Source organism: Streptococcus oralis subsp. tigurinus, from assembly GCF_002093575.1.
Taxonomy (GTDB): domain Bacteria; phylum Bacillota; class Bacilli; order Lactobacillales; family Streptococcaceae; genus Streptococcus; species Streptococcus oralis_CH.
This window is the reverse complement of the sequence record NZ_LNVH01000004.1, coordinates 146540-170725: the sequence shown is the minus strand read 5'-3', so window position 1 is coordinate 170725 and position 24186 is coordinate 146540. Positions and strand designations below refer to the sequence as shown.

Annotated in this window: 29 protein-coding genes, 2 pseudogenes and 1 riboswitch; of the genes and pseudogenes, 11 read left to right on the top strand and 20 right to left on the bottom strand. The window is 41.9% G+C overall.

The window, feature by feature from the left end; genetic code table 11:
* Positions 1-41: 41 nt before the first annotated feature.
* The 8 genes and pseudogenes from ATE37_RS05860 (at position 42) to nusB (ending at position 4555) form a co-directional block, all read left to right on the top strand.
* The gene (locus ATE37_RS05860; protein ID WP_001032000.1) at positions 42-437 is read left to right on the top strand and encodes a hypothetical protein; all 396 of its coding nucleotides are present in this window, start codon (positions 42-44) and stop codon (positions 435-437) included.
* Between the two features lie 81 nt (positions 438-518).
* A pseudogene (locus ATE37_RS10880) lies at positions 519-650 on the top strand (SPFH domain-containing protein); the annotation flags it as partial.
* Positions 625-921, top strand: a pseudogene (locus ATE37_RS05855) (glutamyl-tRNA amidotransferase); the annotation flags it as partial. The pseudogenes ATE37_RS10880 and ATE37_RS05855, both read left to right, overlap by 26 nt.
* 73 nt (positions 922-994) lie before the next feature.
* The gene (locus ATE37_RS05850) at positions 995-1951 is read left to right on the top strand and encodes a zinc-ribbon domain-containing transport protein (protein ID WP_084868343.1); all 957 of its coding nucleotides are present in this window, start codon (positions 995-997) and stop codon (positions 1949-1951) included.
* Between the two features lie 8 nt (positions 1952-1959).
* A complete protein-coding gene (locus tag ATE37_RS05845; protein ID WP_049519385.1) occupies positions 1960-3087 on the top strand; it encodes an SPFH domain-containing protein in 1128 nt (375 codons plus the stop codon).
* Positions 3088-3168: 81 nt separating this feature from the next.
* Positions 3169-3729 carry an elongation factor P gene (gene efp, locus ATE37_RS05840; RefSeq protein WP_000568640.1) on the top strand — a complete coding sequence of 187 codons (561 nt, stop codon included), beginning with the start codon at positions 3169-3171 and terminating at the stop codon, positions 3727-3729.
* Positions 3730-3750: 21 nt separating this feature from the next.
* Positions 3751-4140, top strand: coding sequence for an Asp23/Gls24 family envelope stress response protein (locus ATE37_RS05835; protein ID WP_000510584.1), 390 nt, complete (start codon positions 3751-3753; stop codon positions 4138-4140).
* A complete protein-coding gene (gene nusB, locus ATE37_RS05830) occupies positions 4133-4555 on the top strand; it encodes a transcription antitermination factor NusB (RefSeq protein ID WP_084868342.1) in 423 nt (140 codons plus the stop codon). The genes ATE37_RS05835 and nusB overlap by 8 nt, the downstream gene beginning before the upstream one ends.
* 49 nt (positions 4556-4604) lie before the next feature.
* On the opposite strand, the gene ATE37_RS05825 is transcribed toward nusB, so the two are convergent.
* The 17 genes from ATE37_RS05825 to ATE37_RS05745 form a co-directional block, all read right to left on the bottom strand.
* Positions 4605-5315: a CPBP family intramembrane glutamic endopeptidase gene (locus tag ATE37_RS05825; RefSeq protein ID WP_180382764.1), complete on the bottom strand. Its 711-nt coding sequence runs from the start codon at positions 5313-5315 to the stop codon at positions 4605-4607.
* Between the two features lie 18 nt (positions 5316-5333).
* Complete coding sequence (briC, locus tag ATE37_RS05820) at positions 5334-5519, bottom strand: biofilm-regulating peptide BriC (RefSeq protein WP_025170442.1); 186 nt, start codon at positions 5517-5519, stop codon at positions 5334-5336.
* Between the two features lie 194 nt (positions 5520-5713).
* Complete coding sequence (locus tag ATE37_RS05815) at positions 5714-6439, bottom strand: CPBP family intramembrane glutamic endopeptidase (protein WP_084868341.1); 726 nt, start codon at positions 6437-6439, stop codon at positions 5714-5716.
* Between the two features lie 18 nt (positions 6440-6457).
* Positions 6458-6640: a hypothetical protein gene (locus tag ATE37_RS10635; RefSeq protein ID WP_142995858.1), complete on the bottom strand. Its 183-nt coding sequence runs from the start codon at positions 6638-6640 to the stop codon at positions 6458-6460.
* A gap of 156 nt (positions 6641-6796) precedes the next feature.
* Positions 6797-7564, bottom strand: a complete 768-nt coding sequence (locus ATE37_RS05805; RefSeq protein WP_084868340.1) for an acetyl-CoA carboxylase carboxyl transferase subunit alpha — start codon at positions 7562-7564, stop codon at positions 6797-6799.
* Positions 7561-8427 (bottom strand): acetyl-CoA carboxylase, carboxyltransferase subunit beta, encoded by an 867-nt coding sequence (gene accD, locus ATE37_RS05800; protein WP_070567212.1) that lies wholly within the window; start codon positions 8425-8427, stop codon positions 7561-7563. Before accD ends, ATE37_RS05805 begins: the two co-directional genes overlap by 4 nt.
* A gap of 35 nt (positions 8428-8462) precedes the next feature.
* Entirely contained in the window at positions 8463-9830 is a 1368-nt protein-coding gene (gene accC / locus ATE37_RS05795) for an acetyl-CoA carboxylase biotin carboxylase subunit (RefSeq protein ID WP_000488663.1), read from the bottom strand.
* Positions 9831-9841: 11 nt separating this feature from the next.
* A complete protein-coding gene (gene fabZ, locus ATE37_RS05790; protein ID WP_084868339.1) occupies positions 9842-10264 on the bottom strand; it encodes a 3-hydroxyacyl-ACP dehydratase FabZ in 423 nt (140 codons plus the stop codon).
* A complete protein-coding gene (gene accB, locus ATE37_RS05785; protein ID WP_084868338.1) occupies positions 10261-10749 on the bottom strand; it encodes an acetyl-CoA carboxylase biotin carboxyl carrier protein in 489 nt (162 codons plus the stop codon). Before accB ends, fabZ begins: the two co-directional genes overlap by 4 nt.
* A gap of 2 nt (positions 10750-10751) precedes the next feature.
* Positions 10752-11987, bottom strand: coding sequence for a beta-ketoacyl-ACP synthase II (fabF, locus tag ATE37_RS05780; RefSeq protein ID WP_084868337.1), 1236 nt, complete (start codon positions 11985-11987; stop codon positions 10752-10754).
* Positions 11988-12015: 28 nt separating this feature from the next.
* The gene (fabG, locus tag ATE37_RS05775) at positions 12016-12747 is read right to left on the bottom strand and encodes a 3-oxoacyl-[acyl-carrier-protein] reductase (protein WP_084853560.1); all 732 of its coding nucleotides are present in this window, start codon (positions 12745-12747) and stop codon (positions 12016-12018) included.
* A 44-nt stretch (positions 12748-12791) separates the two neighbouring features.
* Positions 12792-13712 carry an ACP S-malonyltransferase gene (gene fabD, locus ATE37_RS05770; RefSeq protein ID WP_084868336.1) on the bottom strand — a complete coding sequence of 307 codons (921 nt, stop codon included), beginning with the start codon at positions 13710-13712 and terminating at the stop codon, positions 12792-12794.
* Positions 13705-14679, bottom strand: coding sequence for an enoyl-[acyl-carrier-protein] reductase FabK (gene fabK, locus ATE37_RS05765; RefSeq protein ID WP_084868335.1), 975 nt, complete (start codon positions 14677-14679; stop codon positions 13705-13707). The genes fabD and fabK overlap by 8 nt, the downstream gene beginning before the upstream one ends.
* Positions 14680-14796: 117 nt before the next feature.
* Positions 14797-15021, bottom strand: coding sequence for an acyl carrier protein (locus ATE37_RS05760; protein ID WP_000257840.1), 225 nt, complete (start codon positions 15019-15021; stop codon positions 14797-14799).
* Between the two features lie 56 nt (positions 15022-15077).
* Entirely contained in the window at positions 15078-16052 is a 975-nt protein-coding gene (locus tag ATE37_RS05755) for a beta-ketoacyl-ACP synthase III (protein ID WP_084868334.1), read from the bottom strand.
* The gene (fabT, locus tag ATE37_RS05750; RefSeq protein WP_000386336.1) at positions 16052-16486 is read right to left on the bottom strand and encodes a fatty acid biosynthesis transcriptional regulator FabT; all 435 of its coding nucleotides are present in this window, start codon (positions 16484-16486) and stop codon (positions 16052-16054) included. The genes ATE37_RS05755 and fabT overlap by 1 nt, the downstream gene beginning before the upstream one ends.
* 90 nt (positions 16487-16576) lie before the next feature.
* A complete protein-coding gene (locus tag ATE37_RS05745) occupies positions 16577-17362 on the bottom strand; it encodes an enoyl-CoA hydratase (protein ID WP_001015584.1) in 786 nt (261 codons plus the stop codon).
* Between the two features lie 282 nt (positions 17363-17644).
* Between ATE37_RS05745 and ATE37_RS05740 the strand changes: the two genes are divergently transcribed.
* The 3 genes from ATE37_RS05740 (at position 17645) to serS (ending at position 20871) form a co-directional block, all read left to right on the top strand.
* Positions 17645-19009 (top strand): aspartate kinase, encoded by a 1365-nt coding sequence (locus tag ATE37_RS05740; protein ID WP_084868333.1) that lies wholly within the window; start codon positions 17645-17647, stop codon positions 19007-19009.
* Between the two features lie 2 nt (positions 19010-19011).
* A complete protein-coding gene (locus tag ATE37_RS05735) occupies positions 19012-19383 on the top strand; it encodes a DUF956 family protein (protein ID WP_000079371.1) in 372 nt (123 codons plus the stop codon).
* Positions 19384-19596: 213 nt separating this feature from the next.
* Entirely contained in the window at positions 19597-20871 is a 1275-nt protein-coding gene (gene serS, locus ATE37_RS05730; protein ID WP_084868332.1) for a serine--tRNA ligase, read from the top strand.
* Positions 20872-20894: 23 nt separating this feature from the next.
* Here serS and ATE37_RS05725 read toward each other — a convergent pair whose 3' ends face one another.
* The 3 genes from ATE37_RS05725 to ATE37_RS05715 all read right to left on the bottom strand — a co-directional run bounded on the left by ATE37_RS05725 (position 20895) and on the right by ATE37_RS05715 (position 23906).
* The gene (locus ATE37_RS05725; protein WP_084868331.1) at positions 20895-21794 is read right to left on the bottom strand and encodes a TDT family transporter; all 900 of its coding nucleotides are present in this window, start codon (positions 21792-21794) and stop codon (positions 20895-20897) included.
* A gap of 110 nt (positions 21795-21904) precedes the next feature.
* A complete protein-coding gene (locus ATE37_RS05720) occupies positions 21905-22453 on the bottom strand; it encodes a carboxymuconolactone decarboxylase family protein (protein ID WP_084868330.1) in 549 nt (182 codons plus the stop codon).
* Positions 22454-22583: 130 nt separating this feature from the next.
* Entirely contained in the window at positions 22584-23906 is a 1323-nt protein-coding gene (locus ATE37_RS05715) for an alanine/glycine:cation symporter family protein (protein WP_084868329.1), read from the bottom strand.
* 89 nt (positions 23907-23995) lie between these two features.
* Positions 23996-24084: riboswitch (glycine riboswitch) on the bottom strand.
* Between the last annotated feature and the right edge of the window lie 102 nt (positions 24085-24186).

The following is a 24186-nucleotide window of genomic DNA, read 5'->3' as shown; positions in this document are numbered from 1 at the left end:
TTTTTTCTACTTTTAAGACGAGAATGAGACAAGGAGAATAAATGAACAAATTTTTACGATTGCTATTTGTCTTAGTCATCATCGCTATGTTAGGTGCTTCTATACTACAAATTTTCTTTCCATCGTACATGGGAAGCCACTCCGGGTACGGAATATCTGCTGGTTGGCAACGAGAAATTGGAATATGGAATTTAGCTGTATTGATTATTATTCTCGCTGTCAATATTAAATACGATTGGTTCTATCTACGAATCGCACTTCTTGCTCTCATTATTGGCGGAATTGGAATAGGAACAAATCACTTACTCAATTATATGGAGTATCACTCTCCTGTAAATGCTATCGGTGCTTTTGAAAATTACTTGCTAGCAATAGGATGGATTGTGGGATGGCTCATCGAACGCCATTCCATAAAGAAGCTAAATGCTAGTAAATAACGCCTAGTATATCTTAGATGATTTTTAAAGGTTATTAAATAGTTTAATAATCATTCGAATTCAGAATTCTACCTTTTCAATAGCCTCAATGACAATCAAGACACCTTTAACGAACTCGCTAAACAAGAGGTCAACAAGGTTTGGACAGGTCTCTACGGGATTGAAGCAACCAATATCCTTCTTAAAGACCTCAGCTACTACCAAGAAAGTCTTTGTCCACCTGGCTAAAAATGACGGTGGCGCGCGTGAATACGTGGAAAAAGCAGGCTTGGTTCAAATCTCAGATCCAGCTATCTTGATTCCAATTATCCACCAAGTCTTTGCTGATAACGAAGCTGCTGTTGCCGACTTCAAGTCAGGCAAACGGAACGCAGACAAGGCCTTCACAGGATTCCTTATGAAGGCAACCAAAGGCCAAGCCAACCCACAAGTTGCTCTTAAACTACTTGCCCAGGAATTGGCTAAGTTGAAAGACAGTGAGTAATTCGCTACTAGTCACCCAATAGTCTACTCAGCAAGAGAGAAACTACCTTTTCAATCATATAGTTAGGAGACACATGAAAAAGTTTTACACTCTTTTAATGACCTGTTTATTACTTGTTTTTCTTGTCATGCCTCAAATCGTTGATGCGGGTGTCGGACATTCCAGAAGTGGTAGCAGCAGTCGCAGTAGCTCCAGAAGTAGTAGTCGTTCAAGTGGAGGAGGAAGTCGCTCTGGTGGCTCATCTTATCACTACTACCGCTCTGGATACGGGTCATCCTCTAGTAGTTCTGATAGCTCACCCTATCTAGGATTTATGGTAATATTTGTGGGTGCCATTGTTTTAGTGGTTATCGTTGAATCCTTAAAAAATAAAGCAAATAATTCAAGCACAAGCCACAGTAATACCAACTATCAACCAATCCACCGACGAATTGAACATAACACTTTGGCCATTAGTCGTGTAAAATATGGGGATCCAAACTTTGACGCTAATACCTTCATTTCTTGGGTTAAGGAAGTCTACCTTAAATTGCAGGTTGCCTGGACTGAGAAAAATTGGAATTCAGTCCGTGCGCTAGAAAGTACTAGTCTCTATTCACAGCACAGCACGCAATTAGAAGATCACATCCGAGCTAAGACAACCAATGTTTTAGAGAAAGTTTGTATCGAAAATGTTCGCATCAAGGAGTTCATTGAAAATCCTGACGGAAACGATACCTTAGTCGTAATCCTATCGTCTACCTTGCGGGACTATGTCATTGACGATGAGACTCGCCGTGTCCTTGAAGGAGATCCTAAAAAAGATCTCTTCACCGTGTATCAATTGAACTTTATCCGTCAACACGGTAGCCAAACGCAAGCAGTCAATCCAGACCAAGTTGTGAGCGACCACTGTCCAAACTGTGGCGCCCCATTGAAAATCTCTGCGGTTAGCGAGTGCGACTACTGTGGTGCCAATCTCTCTCGCAGTCCAAACCAATGGGTACTGGATACCTATGATGTTGTGGATGAAGACGAGCTTTATAATTAGGAGGAATTATGGGATTTATACGTGCAGCCTTATCAGCAGGCTTAAATAGTTTTAATGATAGTAAATTCAAGGAAGCCATTGTCCTTCCAGACAATGTCTCTGGCGATGCCTTGGCCATCAAGGGGCAATTGCTTACAAAAGATCCAGATGGACGTTCTCGTCACAGCAATCAAAACACAGGCCTCTTGTCAGATGGCAGTGTGGTTATCGTTCCTCAAGGTTATACTGCTGTTTTGGTAAACAATGGTACCTTCCTTGGTGAGGTCCTTGAATCTGGTAGCCACGAATGGCAAGCTGGTGATAACGCCTGGCTCCTTGAAAAAGGTGGTATAAAAGGCACTTGGGAAAACTTTAAAAACCGTTTCTCTTTCGGTGGACAAGTCATCACCCAACAGGAAATCATCTTTATCCGCATGCAACCTATTGCAGGTAATAAGTTCGGCACACAAAATGCGGTCGAATACTTCAGCGAACGTTACCAACAACTACTCAATATCCGTTTCTACGGCTTGTTTGATGTAAAAATAGCAGATCCAGTCCTCTTCTACGTGAGTTCTGTTAGCCGTCAAATTACTGACGGACAGCCATTCACTCTCCAAGATGTAGCTCAAGGAACACTCCGTCAAAATATCGCACCGAAAATCGCAATCGCCATTGCCAAATACACCAACGAAAATAAGGTTGATATCTATAGCCTTAATGCCAACCAAGACACCTTTAACGAACTCGCTAAACAAGAGGTCAACAAGGTTTGGACAGGTCTCTACGGAATTGAAGCAACTAACATCTTGCTTGAAGACCTCAGCTACGACCAAGAAAGTCTTGATATCGTTCGTAAGCTTGATAGTGAGCTCGTGGCAATGAAGTACAACACGATTGAAATTGAAGAACGCCGTGCTCGCAACGAAGCGCTCATTGCTGCAGCTGCCAATGAAGGGAATGGCAATGGGATGAACATGTTTATGGGCATGAATCTTGGCCAAACTCTCGGTGGTCAACTAAGCCAACAAGTTCAAAATCAAGCACCTGCTCAAAACACTGGGCAAACTGCCAGCAAGAATTTTTACATCGAAGTCGACGGAAAATACGTCCTCGTTACCAAAGACGAAGATGGAAATATCGTACCAGTCAACTAATTAAGCTCCTTTTGACATTTGAGTAATGTTGTCTTTTATGGTACAATAAAGAGTAAATTATTTTATTAAAGAGGTAAAAACATGATTGAAGCAAGCAAATTGAAAGCTGGTATGACATTTGAAACTGCAGACGGAAAATTGATCCGCGTTTTGGAAGCTAGCCACCACAAACCAGGTAAAGGAAACACGATCATGCGTATGAAATTGCGTGATGTCCGTACTGGTTCTACATTTGACACAAGCTACCGTCCAGAGGAAAAATTTGAACAAGCTATCATCGAGACTGTCCCAGCTCAATACTTGTACAAAATGGATGACACAGCCTACTTCATGAACACAGAAACTTACGACCAGTACGAAATCCCTGTAGTCAATGTTGAAAACGAATTGCTTTACATCCTTGAAAACTCTGATGTGAAGATCCAATTCTACGGAACTGAAGTGATTGGTGTTACCGTTCCTACTACTGTTGAATTGACAGTTGCAGAAACTCAACCATCTATCAAAGGTGCTACTGTTACAGGTTCTGGTAAACCAGCAACGATGGAAACTGGACTTGTCGTAAACGTTCCAGACTTCATCGAAGCAGGACAAAAACTCGTTATCAACACTGCAGAAGGAACTTACGTTTCTCGTGCCTAATCTCTAGAAAGAGGTCATTCTATGGGAATTGAAGAACAACTTGGCGAAATCGTTATCGCCCCACGTGTACTTGAAAAAATCATTGCTATCGCTACTGCGAAGGTAGAGGGTGTTCACTCTTTTTCAAACAAATCAGTATCCGACACCCTTTCAAAACTTTCTCTTGGCCGTGGTGTTTATCTTAAAAACGTGGACGAAGAACTCACAGCAGATATCTATCTCTACCTTGAGTACGGAGTAAAAGTTCCTAAGGTAGCTGTTGCTATCCAGAAAGCTGTTAAAGATGCGGTCCGCAATATGGCTGATGTAGAACTCGCTGCTATCAATATTCACGTTGCAGGTATCGTTCCAGATAAAACACCAAAACCAGAATTGAAAGATCTATTTGACGAGGACTTCCTCAATGACTAGTCCACTATTAGAATCTAGACGCCAACTCCGTAAATGCGCTTTTCAAGCTCTCATGAGCCTTGAATTCGGTACGGATGTCGAAACTGCTTGTCGTTTCGCCTATACTCATGATCGTGAAGATACGGATGTACAACTTCCAGCCTTTTTGACAGACCTCGTTTCTGGTGTTCAGGCTAAAAAGGAAGAACTAGACAAGCAAATCACTCAGCATTTAAAAACAGGTTGGACCATCGAGCGTTTGACACTCGTGGAGAGAAACCTCCTTCGCTTGGGAGTCTTTGAAATCACTTCATTTGACACTCCACAGCTGGTTGCTGTTAATGAAGCTATCGAGCTTGCAAAGGACTTCTCAGATCAAAAATCTGCCCGTTTTATCAACGGACTGCTCAGCCAGTTTGTAACAGAAGAACAGTAAAAAGAAAAAGTGTTTGACAAATATCAAACACTTTTTTCTTTGCCTCCCACTATCTAAAAAAATGATAATAGATATAAATCCAGATAGGTTTTGCATGATTGAGAAAGTTAAAAAAACTATGGCAGAGAATGGTCAATCTCAGATTGTCTGTAGAACGATAAACAAGGGCAAAAAAGAGACCAATCAGACTATAATATAATAAACTAATTGGGTCTCTGTGAGATAGTATCAAATGACTAAGCCCAAAGATAAGGCCTGATAAGATGACATCTAAATAGTACTTTGACTTAGAAAAGAAGGTATTCATAAAATACCCTCTATCAAGAGTCTCCTCAAAAACAGGACCGATGATTACAGGCAGGACAAAAGATAAGATAGTCGATAAAAAAGTTGGTTGTCCATTTGAAAGAACCACGGTAAAATACTCATCATGAATATTCCTATGATTAATCAAATGAGCATAGCGTGCCCAAAAATTACCGAGAATCTGATAAACCACATAACTTGCAAATAAGTAGAAGACAAATGACCAGTTCCAGATCTTTTTCTCAAAGATAAAGAGCATCTTTTGCTTTTTTAACCACCAAATTAATGGAAGGCAAATTCCTACTAATCCTATTGTTAAAATAAGGGAATAGACATCAGCACCTAACCCTAAAATGATTGCCACATACAATCCAATTGTTTGTGGTAAATAGGTAGATAGTAAAATAATAAGCAAAAATATTCCAAATTGTCCTAGTTTCTTTGTGTTTCTCATCGTACTTTTTTTGAAAGATTATCCTGCTCGGAAGCCGTACTTCCAAGCATCTCTATAAGAATTAAGTGCCCCTTGCCCCATATAGGGAGCAAATTCTCTATAATATAAGCATCTACCATATCCATCTTCCCAAACAGCAAGACCACCTGAAGTTTGCTCTAAGTCTTCTGACGAAAGAACAGTAAATGTTTCTGTATCTGCCATTGCAAGTACATCCTTAAAATTATTTTTTGTAACCTTACATCTACAGTATATATCTTTTTTATCTATTTTATTGTCCATCTCTTCAACTGTCAATTTTTCAGCCTGAATGGTTGCTTTACCCATTGAAAAAGAAGAAATTGATAAAAAAGATTTCTCTATCTTCCTATCAAATTAGAAAAAGTGTTTGACTTCCACTATCTAAAAAAGTGGTAATAGACATAATTATAAACAAAAATCCAGATGGGTTTTGCATAAATGAGAAAGTTGAAAAAACTATGGCACAGGATGGTAATTTTTAAGTTCTTTGTCCAACGGTAGACAAGGGCATAGAAGAGACCGCCTAAACTATAAATAATCAAACTGATAGGATCTCGGTGAGTTAGGATCAAATGACTAAGTCCAAAGATAAGAGCAGATAGGATAACATCCAGATAGTACTTGGACTGGGGAAAGAAGGTATTCATAAAGTACCCTCTATGAATCAGTTCCTCTAATATAGGTGCGAAGACTACTGTTAAACTAAAACTGAGAACAGTTGATAGAAAAGTTGGTTGCCCATTGGAGTATAGAATCGAAAGAAGGTCTTGAAAGATATACTTGTTATCAATTAGGTGATGAAACTGTAACTGAAAAGCATCCACCAATTGACGATCAAAATAAGTAGCCACTAGAGCAACTACAAGGTAAAAGAATCTTGACTTCTTTGAACCCTTTTTTTCAAAAATATAGAGCATCTCTTTCTTTTTGAGCCAGTAGATAAATAATAGCAAAAGAGCTATTACTTCAACTGTTAAAAAGATAGAATAGCCATCTATCCCCCATCCTAAAAACTTAGTTAGATGCATAATCCCTAACTCTGGTAGATAAACCGATAGAAATACCAGTGATGTATAGACTCCCAAATGCCCTAGTTTTTTCATACTTACCCCTTTAATTTATCAATAGCCAATATCATAAGCACGTCTAGTCGCATGATTCAGTATTGTACTCCATTCTGTCGCTAAACTATATGCATATGGCGAATCCCAATGTCTATCGTCAACTAACCAAATCATACCACCACCTGAAACTTGCTCTAAGTCCTCAGATGAAAGAACCGTAAATGTTTCTGTACCTGTCATTGCAAGTACTTTCTTAAAATAGATTGTTGTAGGCTCACATTTATAGTATATTTCTTTTTTGTCTATTTTATAGTCTATCTCCTCAACTGTCAATTTTTCACCCTGAATAGCATTTTCAATAAAAAATGAGACCTTTCTAGTCTCATTTAGTCATTCTTAGTATTTTCTAAAGCGTTGGTAACGTTCTTCAATAAGTTGGTCGAGTGGTAGTTCTTGCAACCTATCCAGTTCTGCATGCAATTCATTTTTAACGCAAGCTAGCAGTTCTTTACTTGAGAAATCCTCTTCTGGAATTATCTTGTCTACGATTCCCATTTCTAGAAGTTCATGTGAAGTGATTTTCATCAGCTCCGCTGCTTCCATAGCACGACTTCCATCCTTCCAAAGGATAGAGGCAAATCCTTCAGGGCTAAGTACTGCGTATATTGAGTTTTCTAACATCCAGACACGGTTAGCTACGGCTAGAGCTAGGGCCCCACCAGATCCACCTTCACCGATAATAATCGCGATGATTGGAACCTTGAGGTCACTCATTTCCATCAGGTTTCGGGCGATTGCTTCACCTTGTCCACGTTCCTCAGCTCCAACACCTGGGTAAGCACCCGCCGTATTGATAAAGGTCACAACTGGACGGCCAAATTTCTCTGCCTGTTTCATCAGGCGCAATGCCTTACGATAGCCTTCTGGATGAGGTTGCCCAAAATTTCGTTTGAGGTTGTCATGAAGACTCTTCCCCTTTTGGATACCGACGACAGTTACTGCTTGGTCACCTAACCAACCAATTCCACCGATGACCGCACCATCATCGCGGAAAGAGCGATCTCCATGCAATTCGATAAACTCGTCAAAGATTCCATTCGCAAAATCAAGTGCGGTCAAACGACTCTGCTCGCGTGCCTCTCTGACTATTTTTGCAATATTCATCCGCGACTTCCTCCATGCAATCTCACTAATTTAGCAATTGTTTCTGGTAGTTCTCTCCGTTTGACAATTGCATCAACAAATCCATGTTCCAGCAAAAATTCTGCCTTTTGGAAGTCATCCGGCAAGGTCTCTCGAACTGTATTTTCGATAACACGACGCCCAGCAAAACCAACCAAACTCTGTGGCTCCGCTAGGATGATATCACCTTCCATAGCAAAAGAAGCGGTCACCCCACCGGTTGTCGGATCGGTTAAAATAGTTAGGTAAAAAAGTCCGGCCTTGGAATGACGTTGAACTGCCGCAGAAATCTTAGCCATCTGCATCAAGCTCATGATTCCTTCTTGCATACGGGCTCCACCAGAAGCTGTGAAAAGTACGACTGGCAACTTTTCAACTGTCGCATATTCAAACAAGCGCGTGATTTTTTCACCCACAACGGTTCCCATCGACGCCATGATAAAGTTGGAATCCATGATCCCAAGGGCAACTTTTTGTCCCTTGATGCTAGCTGTACCAGTCAGTACTGCTTCATCCAAACCTGTCTTTTCACGCATACTAGCAAGTTTTTTCTGGTAGCCAGGAAAGTTTAATGGATCTTGAGTTTCAATACCCGTAAACATCTCCACAAAGCTGTCAGAATCAATCGTCAAATCCAAGCGTTCCTGAGCTGAAATACGGAAAGTATAGCTACAATGGGGACAAATTCGTTCGCTCCCAAGATCCTTTTGATAAATGGTGTGTTTACAACCAGGACACTGGGAGAAGAGTTCATCCGGAACCTCAGGCTTGGCTTGTGGTTTCTGCCTTACGGAACGGTTAGGATTGATCCGAATATACTTATCCTTTTTACTAAATAGAGCCATAACTCCCCCTTTTAGTTCTCATACTGTTTGAAAGTCTATTCTTTTTCTTGGTATTTTGGCAAGAAAGTTTCCATCAAGAAGGAAGTATCGTAATCACCAGCGATAACTCGGCGGTCTGAAATCAGATCCAACTGGAAGTCTGCATTGGTTTGCACTCCTTCAATATCAAGTTCATAAAGTGCCCGTTGCATCTTCATAAGAGCATCAAAACGATTCTCCCCATGAACAATGATTTTGGCAATCATACTATCATAGTAAGGAGGAATGGTATAACCTGGATAGACTGCAGAGTCTACACGCAATCCAACTCCTCCACTTGGTAGATAGAGGTTGGTGATTTTTCCTGGGCTTGGAGCAAAGTTAAATGCTGGATTTTCCGCATTGATCCGGCACTCGATAGCGTGACCTCGTAGGACAATATCTTCTTGTTTGAAAGGTAAAGGTTGCCCGGCAGCAATGCGAATCTGTTCCTTCACGATATCAACACCTGAAACAAACTCTGTGACTGGGTGTTCAACTTGCACACGAGTATTCATTTCCATGAAGTAGAAATTGCCACTCGCTTCATCGAGAAGAAATTCAATCGTTCCAGCATTTTCATAGCCTACAGACTCTGCTGCACGAACGGCGGCAGCACCAATTTCATGACGAAGGGTTTTGCCAATCGCAATGGATGGGCTTTCTTCTAAGACCTTTTGGTTATTCCGTTGAAGTGAACAGTCCCGTTCACCAAGATGGACAACATGACCCTCTTGGTCCGCAAGAATCTGAACTTCGATATGACGAGCTGGATAAATCACACGCTCAAGATACATAGCGCCATTTCCAAAATTGGCCTTGGCTTCACTGGATGCTGTTTCAAAGGCTGCGACCAAGTCTTCTGCCTTTTCAACCTTACGAATCCCTTTTCCACCACCACCTGCCGATGCCTTAAGCATGACTGGATAGCCAATTTTTTCTGCAACTGCAAGCGCCTCTTCAGCCGTGTGAACTTCACCATCAGATCCTGGGATAACTGGAACCCCAGCCTTGATCATTTGCTCACGCGCATTGATCTTATCTCCCATGGTATCCATTACAGCCCCAGAAGGCCCGATAAACTTAATCCCCACTTCATCACACATCGTGGCAAACTTGGAATTTTCGCTAAGAAAACCAAAACCTGGGTGGATGGCTTCTGCTTCTGTCAAAACTGCAGCAGATAAAATCGCATTGATATTGAGATAAGATTCTGTCGCCTTACCAGGTCCGATACAGATAGCTTCATCCGCTAGAAGTGTGTGAAGAGCTTCCTTATCAGCAGTTGAATAGACTGCTACGGTTGCAATGCCCAACTCACGCGCAGCTCGAATAATGCGAACCGCAATCTCACCACGGTTGGCAATCAAAATTTTACGAAACATGGAGATCCTCCTTAGTTTCCAATTGCAAAGGTAAGAGTACCACTCGCTGCAAGCTTACCATCTACTTCAGCCTTTGCTTCAACCACAGCAATCGTACCACGACGTTTGACAAAAGTAGCCGTCATAACTAATTGGTCACCTGGTACAACTTGCTTCTTGAACTTAACCTTGTCCATGCCAGCGTAGAAAACCAGTTTCCCTTTATTTTCAGGTTTGGACAATTCCAAGACACCAGCAGTCTGAGCCAAGGCTTCCATGATAAGAACACCTGGCATGACTGGGTATTGTGGAAAATGACCTTTGAAGAAAGGTTCGTTGATGGTCACATTTTTAATGGCAACAATGGTATCCTCGCTCACTTCCAAGACACGATCCACTAGGAGCATGGGGTAACGATGGGGTAGAGCTTCTTTGATTCCTTGAATATCGATCATTTGATACGTACCAATCCTTTACCGAACTCAACCATTTCTTCATTTGAAACGAGAATTTCTGTCACCACACCATCCTTAGGTGCAGGAATTTCATTCATGACTTTCATGGCTTCGATGATCACCAAAGTCTGACCTTTTTTAACACTGTCTCCAACTGTGACAAAGGAAGGTTTATCTGGTCCAGCGGCCAAGTAAGCCACCCCTACAAGTGGGCTTTCAACAACATCACCCTCTGGAGCAACAGTCGTTTCAGCTGGTGCTGGTGCTTCTTCCACTGCACTCTCTACTGGAGTTGAAGGGGCAGAAACTACTGGACTTGCAGCTACTGCAGTTGGCACTGGAGCAACTTGAGCTGGCGCTTCAGAAGCCATCCTTGCTTCATTCTTGCTGAACTGCAATTCATCCGTTCCATTTTTATAAGAAAATTCTCTCAAACTTGATTGATCAAATTGAGCCATCAAGTCCTTGATCTCATTTAAATTCATAATTATTTATTCTCCCAACGTTTGAAAGCAAGAACCGCATTGTGTCCACCAAAACCAAAGGTATTTGAAATAGCATAAGGGATTTCTTGCTCCAAGCCTTGTCCATAAACGACATTCGCTTCGATATAGTCTGACAACTCGCTTGTTCCAGCTGTCATTGGTACAAAGTTATGACGCATAGCTTCAATGGTAGCGATGGCTTCTACTGCCCCTGCAGCACCAAGCAAGTGTCCTGTAAAGGACTTGGTTGAAGATACTGGTACTTCTTTACCAATAACAGCTACAATGGCACTACTTTCTCCTTTTTCATTAGCAGGAGTTGAAGTTCCATGGGCATTGACATAAGCTACTTGTTCTGGAGAAATCTCTGCCTCTTCCAAAGCTAATTTAATTGCCTTGATTGCACCCTGACCTTCTGGATGAGGTGAAGTCATATGATAAGCATCACAGGTATTTCCATAACCAACTACTTCAGCCAAGATAGTTGCTCCACGTTTTTCAGCATGTTCAAGACTCTCAAGAACCAGCATTCCAGAACCTTCTCCCATCACAAAACCATTACGGTCTTTGTCAAACGGAATAGAAGCACGAGTTGGATCTTCTGTAGTTGATAGAGCAGTCAATGCTTGGAAACCAGCGATGGCAAAAGGAGTGATAGATGATTCTGATCCACCTACTAACATGACATCTTGGAAACCAAACTTGATTGAACGGAAGGCATCGCCAATAGCATCATTTGATGAGGCACAGGCTGTATTGATTGATTTACAAACACCGTTTGCTCCAAAGCGCATGGCAACATTTCCCGAAGCCATATTTGGCAAGGCTTTTGGAAGTGTCAATGGCTTAACACGTTTTGGGCCTTTTTCATGAAGACGGATAACTTGGTCTTCGATTTCTTTAATTCCCCCAATACCTGAGGCAACGATGACACCAAAACGATCCTTATCGATTGCTTCTACATCAAGATTAGCATTTGTCACCGCTTCTTGAGCTGCGTACAAGGCATACAAAGAATAGTTATCAAAACGGTTGGTATCTTTTTTGACAAAGTATTTATCAAATGGGAAATCTTGAACTTCTGCCGCATTGTGCACAGCAAATTCGCTGTGATCAAACTTAGTGATTTCTCCAATTCCAATCTTCCCAGTTTGCAAACTGTTCCAAAATTCTTCTGGAGTATTTCCGATAGGAGAGGTCAATCCATAACCTGTTACTACAACCCGATTTAGTTTCATCTTTCTTACCTATATCTTTCCTTATTTTTTACATGCTAAGTCCGCCATCAACAGCGAGAACTTGTCCTGTCAAATAATCCTGTCCAGCCAGGAACACTGTAGCATCTGCGATATGTTCTGCTTGTCCAAAATGTTTCATTGGGATTTGTGCCAATGTCGCTTCCTTGACCTTATCAGACAAAACAGCAGTCATATCCGATTCGATCATCCCTGGGGCAAGAGCATTTACGCGTACATTGCGATTGGCAACTTCACGTGCTACTGACTTGGTAAAACCAATCAAACCTGCTTTAGAAGCTGCATAGTTGGCCTGCCCAATATTTCCCATCAAACCGACCACACTGGACATATTGATGATCGCACCTTCACGTGCCTTTATCATCTGTTTCAAGACTGCTTGCGTCATGTTGAAGGCACCTGTCAAGTTGATCTTAATCACCTTTTCAAAATCTTCTTCGGTCATCTTAAGCATGAGTGTATCTTGAGTGATTCCAGCATTGTTGACCAAGACATCGACAGAACCGAGTTCTGCAATTGCTTGATCTACCATACGTTTGGCATCTGCAAAGTCTGAAACATCACCTGAGATTGGTACCACTTTGACGCCGTAGTTTGAAAACTCAGCCAGCAATTCTTCTGAGATTGCTCCTCGACTATTCAAGACTACATTCGCACCTAGTTTGGCAAATTTGTGAGCAATGGCAAGTCCGATACCACGACTTGAACCTGTAACAAAGATATTTTTATTTTTTAGTTGCATTCTATTCTCCTGTTTCCTGTTGTATTTTCTGGGAGAAGGGGTCACTAGTTTCCTAGCAAAGCATCCAAGCTTGTTTGATCTTCAACGTTAGCTAGCTGAGCAGTTTTATCGATTTTTTTGACAAAGCCTGATAAGACCTTACCAGGACCAATTTCAATAAAGTTGGTTACCCCAGCATCCTGCATCACAGCAATACTTTCATAAAAACGAACAGGTTCTTTCACCTGACGCGTCAAAAGCTCTTGGATTCGATCTTTTTCCATAACAGCAGCTTCCGTATTGCCAACTAGTGGGCAAGTAAAGTCAGAGAAACTAACTTCCTCAAGAGCCCCAGCTAGTTGCTGACTGGCGGGCTCAAGAAGGGCTGTATGGAAAGGGCCAGATACATTTAAAGGAATCAATCGTTTTGCTCCTGCTTCCTGCAAGAGTTCAACTGCGCGGTCAACCGCAGCCACCTCGCCACCGATAACGACTTGGCTTGGGGTGTTGTAGTTAGCTGGAGTCACTACTCCAACTTTAGAGGCTGTTTCACAAGCTTCCTCAATCACTTCAACTGGAGTATTAAGAACGGCAACCATCTTTCCAGAGCCTGCAGGTGCAGCCTCTTCCATATAAGCACCACGCTTAACAACCAAGGCAACTGCATCCTCAAAGTCCAAGGCACCACTTGCTACAAGAGCCGAATATTCTCCGAGGGATAGTCCTGCCACCATATCTGGCTGATAGCCTTTTTCTTTCAATAATCGGTAAATAGCAACAGATGTAGCTAGAATAGCTGGTTGCGTGTAACGAGTCTGATTTAACTTTGCTTCATCATTGTCAATCAAGTCACGGAGGTCATACCCTAAGACTTGGCTAGCTTGGTCAATTGTTTCCTTGACGATAGGATAGCGATCATAGAGATCACGTCCCATCCCTAGATACTGAGCACCTTGGCCCGCAAATAGAAAGGCTGTTTTAGTCATTTCTTGTAACTCCTGCCCAACGAGCAGCTTCTTCTTGAATTTTTTCAGCTGCACCGTAGTAGATATCTTTTAAGATTTCTTCAACAGTTTCTTCTTTAGAAATCAAACCTGCAATCTGGCCGGCCATCACTGAACCGCCATCCACATCACCATGGACAACAGCTTTAGCTAAAGCTCCTGCACCCATTTGCTCAAAGATTTCTAAATCTGGATTTTCTTGTTTAAAGGCATCTTTTTCAGCTTGTTCGAAATCACGAGTCAACTGGTTTTTAATGGCACGAACTGCGTGTCCAAAATGTTGTGCTGAAATCGTTGTATCAATATCACGAGCTTTTAAAATTTTAGCTTTATAATTTGGATGAGCATTAGACTCTTTGGCAACTACAAAACGAGTTCCTACTTGAACAGCTTCTGCGCCAAGCATAAACCCAGCCGCTGCCCCCTCACCATCTGCAATACCACCGGCAGCAATAACTGGAATTGAAACAGCTGCAGCAACTTGGCGAACCAAGGTCATCGTTGTTAATTTACCAATGTGTCCACCAGCTTCCATCCCTTCTGCAATAACTGCATCGGCACCAATTTTTTCCATGCGTTTTGCCAAAGCAACACTAGGAACAACAGGAATAACTGTAATTCCTGCATCATGGAAACGGTTCATGTATTTACTTGGATTTCCAGCACCAGTTGTAACCACCTTAACCCCTTCTTCAATCACGAGATCAACGATGTCTTCTACAAAAGGTGACAAGAGCATGATGTTGACACCAAAAGGTTTATCCGTAAGTGATTTGATTTTATTGATATTAGCCTTTACGACCTCTTTAGGTGCATTTCCACCACCGATGATCCCCAAACCACCAGCTTTTGATACCGCACCAGCCAAGTCGCCATCAGCAACCCAGGCCATTCCTCCTTGAAAAATAGGATAATCAATGTTCAATAATTCTGTAATACGTGTTTTCATAGTGCCTCCATCATTCCTTGCTTACGTAATAGTTCGATAAGTTTATCATTTGAATTTCAAACTATTACCTAAACAAGAGGGAGCGGGTCTCCCCTACTCCTTCTAGTAATATGCTAATTATTTTGTTTGCTCTTCAACGTAAGCAACCAAGTCACCAACTGTTTTCAAGTTATCTTCTGCTTCGATTTGGATATCAAAAGCATCTTCAATTTCAGAGATTACTTGGAACAAGTCCAATGAATCTGCATCCAAATCATCAAAAGTAGATTCAAGTGTTACTTCTGATGCGTCTTTCCCAAGTTCTTCAACGATAATTTCTTGTACTTTTTCAAATACTGCCATGATAGGACTCCTTTAAAATATAAAATTTTATAACTATGTGTTTACCACATGATTACCTAGATTGTAAGAATGAGTGTGCCCCATGTCAAACCTCCACCGAAGCCTGATAGGAGAATCGTCTGGCTACCATCTAAACGAATCATGCCATTCTCCACACACTCTGAGAGCAAAATCGGGATACTTGCTGCACTGGTATTTCCATACTCCATCATATTGGCAGGAAGCTTATCTCGGTCTACACCGATTTTCTTAGCCATCTTATCCAAAATGCGGATATTTGCCTGATGAAGCAAGAGATAATCCAAGTCCGATGCTGCGATTGGACCATTTTCAATGGTTTCCTTGATTGATCTAGCAACATCACGATTTGCAAAATCAAAAACTGCTCGTCCATCCATCTTCAGAAAAGCAGGAACTGCTTCTTGATCTGAGAAAGGCAAAGCCAAAGCCGTTTGACCATAGGTCAAACACTCGCTCCGAGAGCCATCTGTATAGAGACTTTCCGCAAGGAAGTGACGTGTTTCGCTCGCTTCCAAGAGAACGCCACCAGCACCATCTCCAAAGAGAACAGCTGTCGAACGATCAGACCAATCAACTGCCTTGGATAAGGTTTCAGCCCCGATAACAATCCCTTTTTTGAACTGTCCAGAACTTAAAAACTTTTCAGCAGTTGAAAGAGCGAATACAAAGCCACTGCAAGCTGCTGTTAGATCAAAGGCGAAAGCTCTATGAGCTCCGATATTTGCCTGAACCCGAGCTGCCGTAGAAGGCATCATCGAATCTGGAGTAATCGTTGCCACAATGATAAAATCAATCTGATCCGCTGTTAAGCTTCCTTTATCCAATAAGCTCCTCGCAACTTCTGTCGCCAAGTCACTTGTAGACTCCGTTTTTGAGATATGTCTCTGTTTAATTCCTGTCCGACTTGAAATCCACTCATCGCTTGTATCCATGATTTGAGCCAAGTCATGATTAGTGACCACTTGCTCTGGGACATAATGAGCAACTTGGCTTATCTTTGCAAAAGCCATTATTTCAAATCCTCCAAAAATTGATAAAGGTTCGTTAAGCCTCTGCCCATGACTTCTTTTTCCTCAGGACTCATGCCGTCAATAATTCTTTCGACCATGGCCTTGTGGAATCGTTTGTGAAGGCGGTGAACCAAACGACCTTTCTTTGTCAAATGCAGATAGACCACACGACGGTCTTGATCAGAACGAATACGCTCAATGTAACCCTTTCTTTCTAGGTTATTCAAGCTCGTCGTAACTGTTCCCAGGGTCACCATCAGTTCTTTGGAAACCTTACTAGGCGTCGCCTCAGGGAACTTCCCAATCACATCGATCGTGTGCATTTCTTTGATGGAGATGTCTTTGAATCGACTACCTCGTAAGCTAACCTCCTCAATCACAAGGACGTTATTGAAAATAGATGTTAAATAATCATTTACTTGTTGGTAGTCCAAACTTTTTCCCTCCTCCTCAAAAAACTTTCACAATCAAAACATTTGATAGAAAAAGTATAACAAACTTCAAAGAATTGTGCAAGTATTTTTTTATTTTCCTGAAAATTTTGGTCTTCTTCTTTCAGAATGTGCTCGGACCCCTTCTTTAAAATCTTCAGTTAAAGATAAAGATTTTTGCAGTTTCAATTCCAATTCGGCATAATCTTGCCAATCCTTAAATTGACTTTCCCAAACCAATTTTTTAATCGCTGCGTACGAGTTTGCTGAACCTCGTCTTAATTTTTTCAGAACTTGTTCTCTTGTTTTTTCTAATTTGTCAGCTTCACAAACGCGGTATACTACGCCCCATTCCAGTGCTTTTTCTGCGGTCAAGGCTTCACCTGTCATAGCAAGTTGTGCAGCTCGTGTTACCCCGATACTACGACTCAAGAGATGAATCCCACCAGCGTCCGGCGCCAACCCAACTCCAACAAAGGCTTGGATGAATTTTGCCTTGTCAGTCGCCAAGCAAAAATCAACTGCTACTGCCATATTTGCCGCAGCACCTGCAACTGCTCCATCTACCTCCATCAAAACAGGCTTAGGAATTTGCTTGATTTTAAAAGAAATTGTATTGACTAATTCTGCAATCTTATTCAAAGAAGGAATGTCATCCTCATCCACTGCACGCTTCATCTCAACCAAATCTCCCCCAACTGAAAAGACCTTCCCATTAGCATTAATCAAGATGAACTGAACAGCTTGATCCTGCTCTGCTAGGGTCAAAGCTTCTAAAATCTCCTCACACATTGGGATATGGAAACCATTTGCCACTTCGGGACGATTCAAAGTAATAATAGCCAGATCATCTACGATCTGATATAAGATATGATTCATAGCTTCTCCTTTTCTTTTGTAAGACAATGAAATTATTTTATTTTCAAAGTATACCTTTTTTTGGATAAAGAGGCAAGGAAAAACTAAAGGAAAGTGTCTCACCTGATTATTTACCCATCATTTATGAGTGTGAGTAAAATTTGACTCTCTTACTTTTAAACTGTTGTCGCTTTTCAGAATAAGTTAGCATTTACTTCTATTGTAATAGGGAGCTATTTTCTTCATTGAAAAATGCCCCTCTTTCTGCTATAATCGTATAAAATACTTACTTGAGGAGTCCTTATGAAGGTTGTAAAATTTGGTGGAAGTTCGCTTGCCTCTGCTGGTCAGTTAGAAAAAGTTTTAAACATCGTTAAAAGTGATAAAGAACGCCGTTTTGTAGTCGTTTCTGCACCCGGAAAACGCAATGCTGAAGATACTAAAGTAACCGATGCCTTGATTAAATACTATCGCGACTATGTGGCGGGAAATGATATCAATGTTAGTCAAAGCTGGATTATTGACCGTTATGCCGCTATGGTTAGTGAACTAGGCCTAAAACCTGCCGTTTTAGAAAAGATTTCTAAAAGCATTCGGGCCTTGGCAACTCTTCCTATAGAAGACAATGAATTTCTCTACGATACTTTCTTAGCAGCTGGAGAAAATAACAATGCCAAACTCATTGCAGCCTACTTCAACCAAAACGGTATCGATGCACGCTATGTTCACCCAAGAGAAGCTGGAATCGTTGTCACAAGTGAACCAGGAAACGCACGTATCATCCCATCTAGTTATGACAAGATTGAAGGCTTGACTGATAGCAACGAAGTCCTTGTCATCCCTGGTTTCTTTGGCGTAACTAAGGAAAATCAAATCTGTACCTTCTCACGTGGAGGTTCAGATATTACTGGTTCTATTATCGCAGCTGGAGTCAAGGCTGATCTCTATGAAAACTTTACAGACGTAGATGGTATCTTTGCTGCCCACCCTGGTATTATCCATCAACCACACTCCATTCCTGAATTAACCTACCGTGAAATGCGTGAGTTGGCTTACGCTGGATTTTCTGTCCTTCATGATGAAGCCCTTCTTCCTGCCTATCGTGGAAAAATCCCTCTTGTCATCAAAAATACCAACAATCCTGATCATCCCGGTACTCGTATCGTTCTAAAACACAGTAGCGATAAATTCCCAGTCGTTGGGATCGCTGGTGATTCTGGATTCGTCAGCATCAACATGTCAAAATACCTCATGAACCGCGAGGTTGGATTCGGTTGTAAGATTCTTCAAATCCTTGAAGATCTTAACATTGGTTGGGAACATATGCCAACAGGTATCGACGATCTTTCAATCATCCTTCGTTCCCGTGAATTGACTCCTATCAAGGAGGAAGAAATTCTGCGTCAGTTAGTTCAAAAAGCCGAAGTGGATCATGCTGAAATCGAACACGATCTTTCAATCATTATGATTGTCGGAGAAAAGATGAAGAGCCACATTGGTGTAACAGCTACTGCAACACGCGCTCTATCTGAAAACAAAATCAACATCCAGATGATGTCCCAAGGCTCAAGTGAAGTTTCCATCATGTTTGTTGTCAATAAAGAGCAAGAAAAGGCAGCTATCAAGGCTCTCTACCACGCCTTTTTCGATGAAAGTAAGGAAGATTAATCATGGCCCAATCACTCAATAAAGTCATTGACCTACAAACCACTGGAACATCCTATCTTTCCATCTCGGGAAAAGTCGGAAAATTTCTAGTTGGGGATCAAGCCTTAGAGTTTTATCCTGATGTCAATGTCGAACAATATATCCAAATCCCCTGGTCCAGTATTCAGCAAATTGGAGCCAACGTAACTGGTCGCAAAATCAGTCGCCACTTTGAAGTCTTCACTGATCAAGGAAAATTCCTCTTTGCTTCCAAAGACTCTGGAGCTATTCTCAAAATCGCTCGGGAAAAACTTGGCAATGACAAGGTTGTGAAACTCCCTACTTTACTCCAGACCATTGGTCAAAAATTTAAAAATCTATTTGCAAAAAAGTAGAAACTTTAGTATAATCATAGCAACGGATAAGTAGGTTATCCTCTTCTTTCAGAAAGTCTGCGGGTGCTGCGAGCAGATAGGAGGGGTAGGTGAAATTCTACCGTTAGTAACAATTACATACACAATCAAGTGCACACCTGTGAAGTTGGATGGAACCGTGGCCCTGCCACTCCAACGCTTTGTCAGGTGTGTTTTTTTCATAAAGGAGTTCTTATGTTAGATATTAAACGTATTCGTACAGACTTTGATGCTGTCGCAGAAAAATTGGCTACACGTGGTGTAGAGCCTGCTGTCTTAAACGAGATGAAAGAAATCGATGCTAAACGTCGTGACATCTTGGTCAAGGTTGAAAACCTTAAGGCAGAACGCAACACGGTTTCTGCTGAGATTGCCCAATCTAAGCGCAATAAGGAAAATGCCGATGACAAGATTGCTGCGATGCAAACCCTATCTGCTGAAATCAAAGCCTTGGATGCTGAATTGGCGGACATCGATGCTAAATTGACAGAATTTACCACTACTCTTCCAAACATCCCCGCTGACAGTGTTCCTATCGGAGCTGACGAAGATGACAATGTGGAAGTCCGCCGTTGGGGTACTCCACGTGAGTTTGACTTCGAACCAAAAGCTCACTGGGATCTTGGTGAAGACCTTGGTATCCTTGACTGGGAACGTGGAGCAAAAGTTACTGGTGCTCGCTTCCTCTTCTATAAAGGCCTTGGTGCTCGTTTGGAACGTGCCATCTACAACTTTATGTTGGATGAGCATGGAAAAGAGGGCTATACTGAAGTCATCACACCATACATGGTTAACCATGATTCTATGTTTGGTACTGGTCAATATCCAAAATTCAAGGAAGATACTTTTGAATTGAAAGACACTAATTATGTCCTTATTCCTACCGCCGAAGTGCCTTTGACAAACTACTATCGCGATGAAATCCTTGACGGTAAAGACCTACCAATCTACTTTACCGCTATGAGTCCGTCATTCCGTTCTGAGGCTGGTTCTGCCGGTCGTGATACTCGTGGTTTGATTCGTCTGCACCAATTCCACAAGGTTGAAATGGTCAAATTTGCCAAACCAGAGGAATCATATGAAGAATTAGAAAAAATGACAGCCAACGCTGAAAACATCCTTCAAAAACTCAATCTTCCATACCGTGTCGTTGCCCTCTCTACTGGGGATATGGGCTTCTCAGCTGCCAAGACTTACGATTTGGAAGTTTGGATTCCAGCGCAAAATACCTATCGTGAAATCTCAAGCTGTTCAAATACAGAAGATTTTCAAGCTCGTCGTGCTCAAATTCGCTACCGTGATGAAGCAGATGGTAAGGTGAAACTCCTTCACACTTTGAATGGTTCTGGACTTGCAGTTGGACGTACAGTGGCTGCTATTCTTGAGAACTACCAAAATGAAGATGGTTCTGTAACCATTCCAGAAGCTCTTCGTCCATACATGGGTGGCGCTGAAGTTATCAAACCATAAAAAATAAGGTTTAGCTATTTTAGCTAGACCTTTTTTCGTAACCAAATCAGATAACCAACCAAGACAAAGAATAAAATAGTGAGGCATATAACAGTTTCAGCAAACACCAGATAATCCAGAAATGGAAGTTTCAAAATTCCCTGAGCCATCTTGAGCGAAGTGGCTGTGATAATGGTTGGGAAGGTGAGGGCTGAGAAGGCTGGTTGAAAGCCTTGTTTTAAAATATTGGGTAGGCGAGTTAAAACAAAGAAAAAGAAGGACTGAGATGCCAAAATCATGACGATCAAGAGCCAAGTCGGTAGGCTTGCTCCTCCAACTCGAACTAGGGAAGCCAAGAGTAGAGAAAAGGGAGCACAGTAGATTCCTTCTTGTCCAAGCAAGGCCACTGGGAGTGGATCTTGCTTTAAATCCCTATAAATAAGGGGATAGAGATAGAAGGTCAAGACAAAACCAAAACTCAAGGTCGCATAGGCAATCTCAATAATGCCTACCAGAGGATAGGTCAAGGCCGCTACTGCTATCCCCACATAGAGTACCGTCCAGCTAGGAGTCGCATTGACCCTCCGACCTGGACAGGCAAATTTGATGGTAAAAGTAGCAATCAAAGCCAAATCCAAGAGAAATGAAAACCACCAGATCCCTTGTGCTACTATAGGAAGAGCAGGGAATACGCGAAAGACATAGGTCGATAAAATCATCCCAGCCATGGGAAAGGTGGCCATCCCAGATAAAAGAGGGGGCTTAGTCAATTCTTTCTTGGTTTCTTCCCAATTAAAAAGATGAAGAATCAGAAAGAAAATCCACAACACTAGGCCAATCAGACTCAATAAATGCGACAGAACAGGCAAAGTATCTGCAATCAAATTTCCTGCACCTGCTAAACCTAATAAACAGCCAGAGAATACTAAGGGGAGCTTTTTCATCCGAGCCTCCAATAATCATGCTATTATTAGTATAGCATAAAAGCGCTTAAAATAGCATAGAAAAATGAAGACTGGATTGCTCAGTCTTCATTTTTTCTTTCTGATTCGAACTAGGCATAAGGTTGCAATTCTGGATTAATAGGCGTATTAGCTAGGTTGTTGGCATAGTTGCAAAGGCTAGCAAGACTAACACCGAGAACCACATCCAAGGCATTTTGTTGCGTGTAGCCAGCTTCCAAAAATTCAGCCAAGGCTTCATCTCCTACACGCCCTTTGGTATTGATGACCGCCAAGGTAAACTTAGCTAGAGTATCTAGTTTTGGATCTGTCTCGATTGGAGTACGGTTGCGAAGGGCTTGGAGAAGATCATCATTCATCTGGATTTGTTTGATTGAAAAGGCTGTGTGACCTGCGACGCAGAAAGCACAACCATTGGTTACGGCAGCTGTGATTTGCACTACTTCGCGTTCCACTGGCGTCAGGCTATTGCGACGGTTGATGGCTCCGACAGTTCGGTAGGCTTCAAGCGCGGTAGGAGCATTAGCCAAGAGACCGATTAGGTTGGGAATATAGCCGTTGTTGTCTTTTTGTACTGTTTCAAGAACTTCTTTTACTTCTGCTGGTGCTGATTCTACTGTGTGGATGGTAAATGCTGTCATAAGAAACCTCTTTTCATTTTATTGTCATTTAGTCTATCATAGAATTTTCCCCTTGGATAATATATATTTTCAATCGCCTTGATAGGAAATGTTTATGAAATGAAAAAATCACACCAAAAGTGTGATTGGATTAGTGTTTAAAATACTTTTTAGTCTCAGCAATGACGACTGGCGACAAGACTAAGAGGGCAATCAAGTTTGGTAAAGCCATCAAGGCATTGACGATATCTGCAATAATCCAGACCATATCCAACTCGATAAATCCTCCCAACAAGACCATGACTACAAAGATTACACGGTAAAGCCAGATAAAGCGGACACCAAAGAGAAACTCAAAACAGCGCTCTCCGTAGTAGTTCCATCCGAGAATTGTCGTAAAGGCAAAGAGTACAAGGAAGATAGTCAAAAGAGCTGGTCCAAAGTGTGAAAAAACTGTTGAGAAGGCTGACTGAGTCAAGGCAACTCCATTCAAATCACCACTCCAAACCCCAGTTACCAAGATTGTCAGACCTGTCAGAGTACAGATAATCAAAGTATCAATAAAGGTTCCTGTCATGGAAATCAAGCCTTGCTCGACAGGCTCATTAGTCTTAGCTGCAGCCGCTGCAATGGGAGCAGAACCAAGACCAGATTCGTTAGAAAAGACTCCTCGCGCCACACCATTCTGGATAGCCATCCGAATGCTGGCACCTGCAAAACTACCTACCGCAGCCGTTGGACTAAAGGCTGAAGTAAAGATCAGTACAAGTGTGGCTGGGATTTTCTCGATATTAAAGAGAATAACTGTAAGAGTTCCCAGAATATAGACAATAGCCATAAAAGGAACCACTGCTGTCGAAACCTTTGATATGGATTTGAGGCCACCAAAGACAGCAATACCCACCAAAATGGATAAAATCAGAGCTGTGATAACTGGATCAACTTGGGCTGTATTTTGAATGGATTCTGTAATCGAATTGACTTGGGTAAAGGTACCAATCCCTAGAAGGGCTACCAATACACCCGCTAGGGCAAAGAAGATAGCAAGTGGACGCCACTTTTCTCCCATCCCCAAAAGGATGTAATGCATGGGGCCTCCAGCTACAGCTCCATTTGCATCCTTAGTACGGTATTTGATGGCCAGTAAGCCTTCGGCATACTTGGTCGCCATCCCAAAGAAGGCTGCCATCCACATCCAAAATAGAGCTCCTGGTCCCCCAACCTTAATGGCTGTCGCTACCCCGATGATATTTCCCGTACCAACGGTGGCGGCTAAAGCCGTACAGAGAGCAGCAAAGCTCGACACATCGCCGTGCCCCTTGTCCTTGGTAAAGATCAACTGAAAGGCCTTAGGGAGACGAGCAACCTGCAAAAGGCCCAGTCGGATGGTCAAATAGATACCCGTTCCGACCAATAAGATCAAGAGGGGAGGCCCCCAAGCAAAAGCATCAAGCGCTTTAAGCAATTCTAACATGTCCTTCTCCTATCTTTCAACCCCAAAAGAAAGAGCACATGCAAGATACATGTACTCTGGAATGCTTAGATAAATGCCAAAAAGCGGTCTATCCTAGCTCTGTCCTTTTACCTGAGAGTTTGAGCAGTTACCTGCCTTGCCCCTTCGGTGCCTTTACGGTCTCTCCAGAGTTCCGTCCATTTACAGTCATGGAAAACAAACCTTTCTCCACTTCTATTAAACTTCATTCGGTGTTGGTATTTTATTTTTTATTATTTTACAAGAAAAGTTAGCCTTTGTC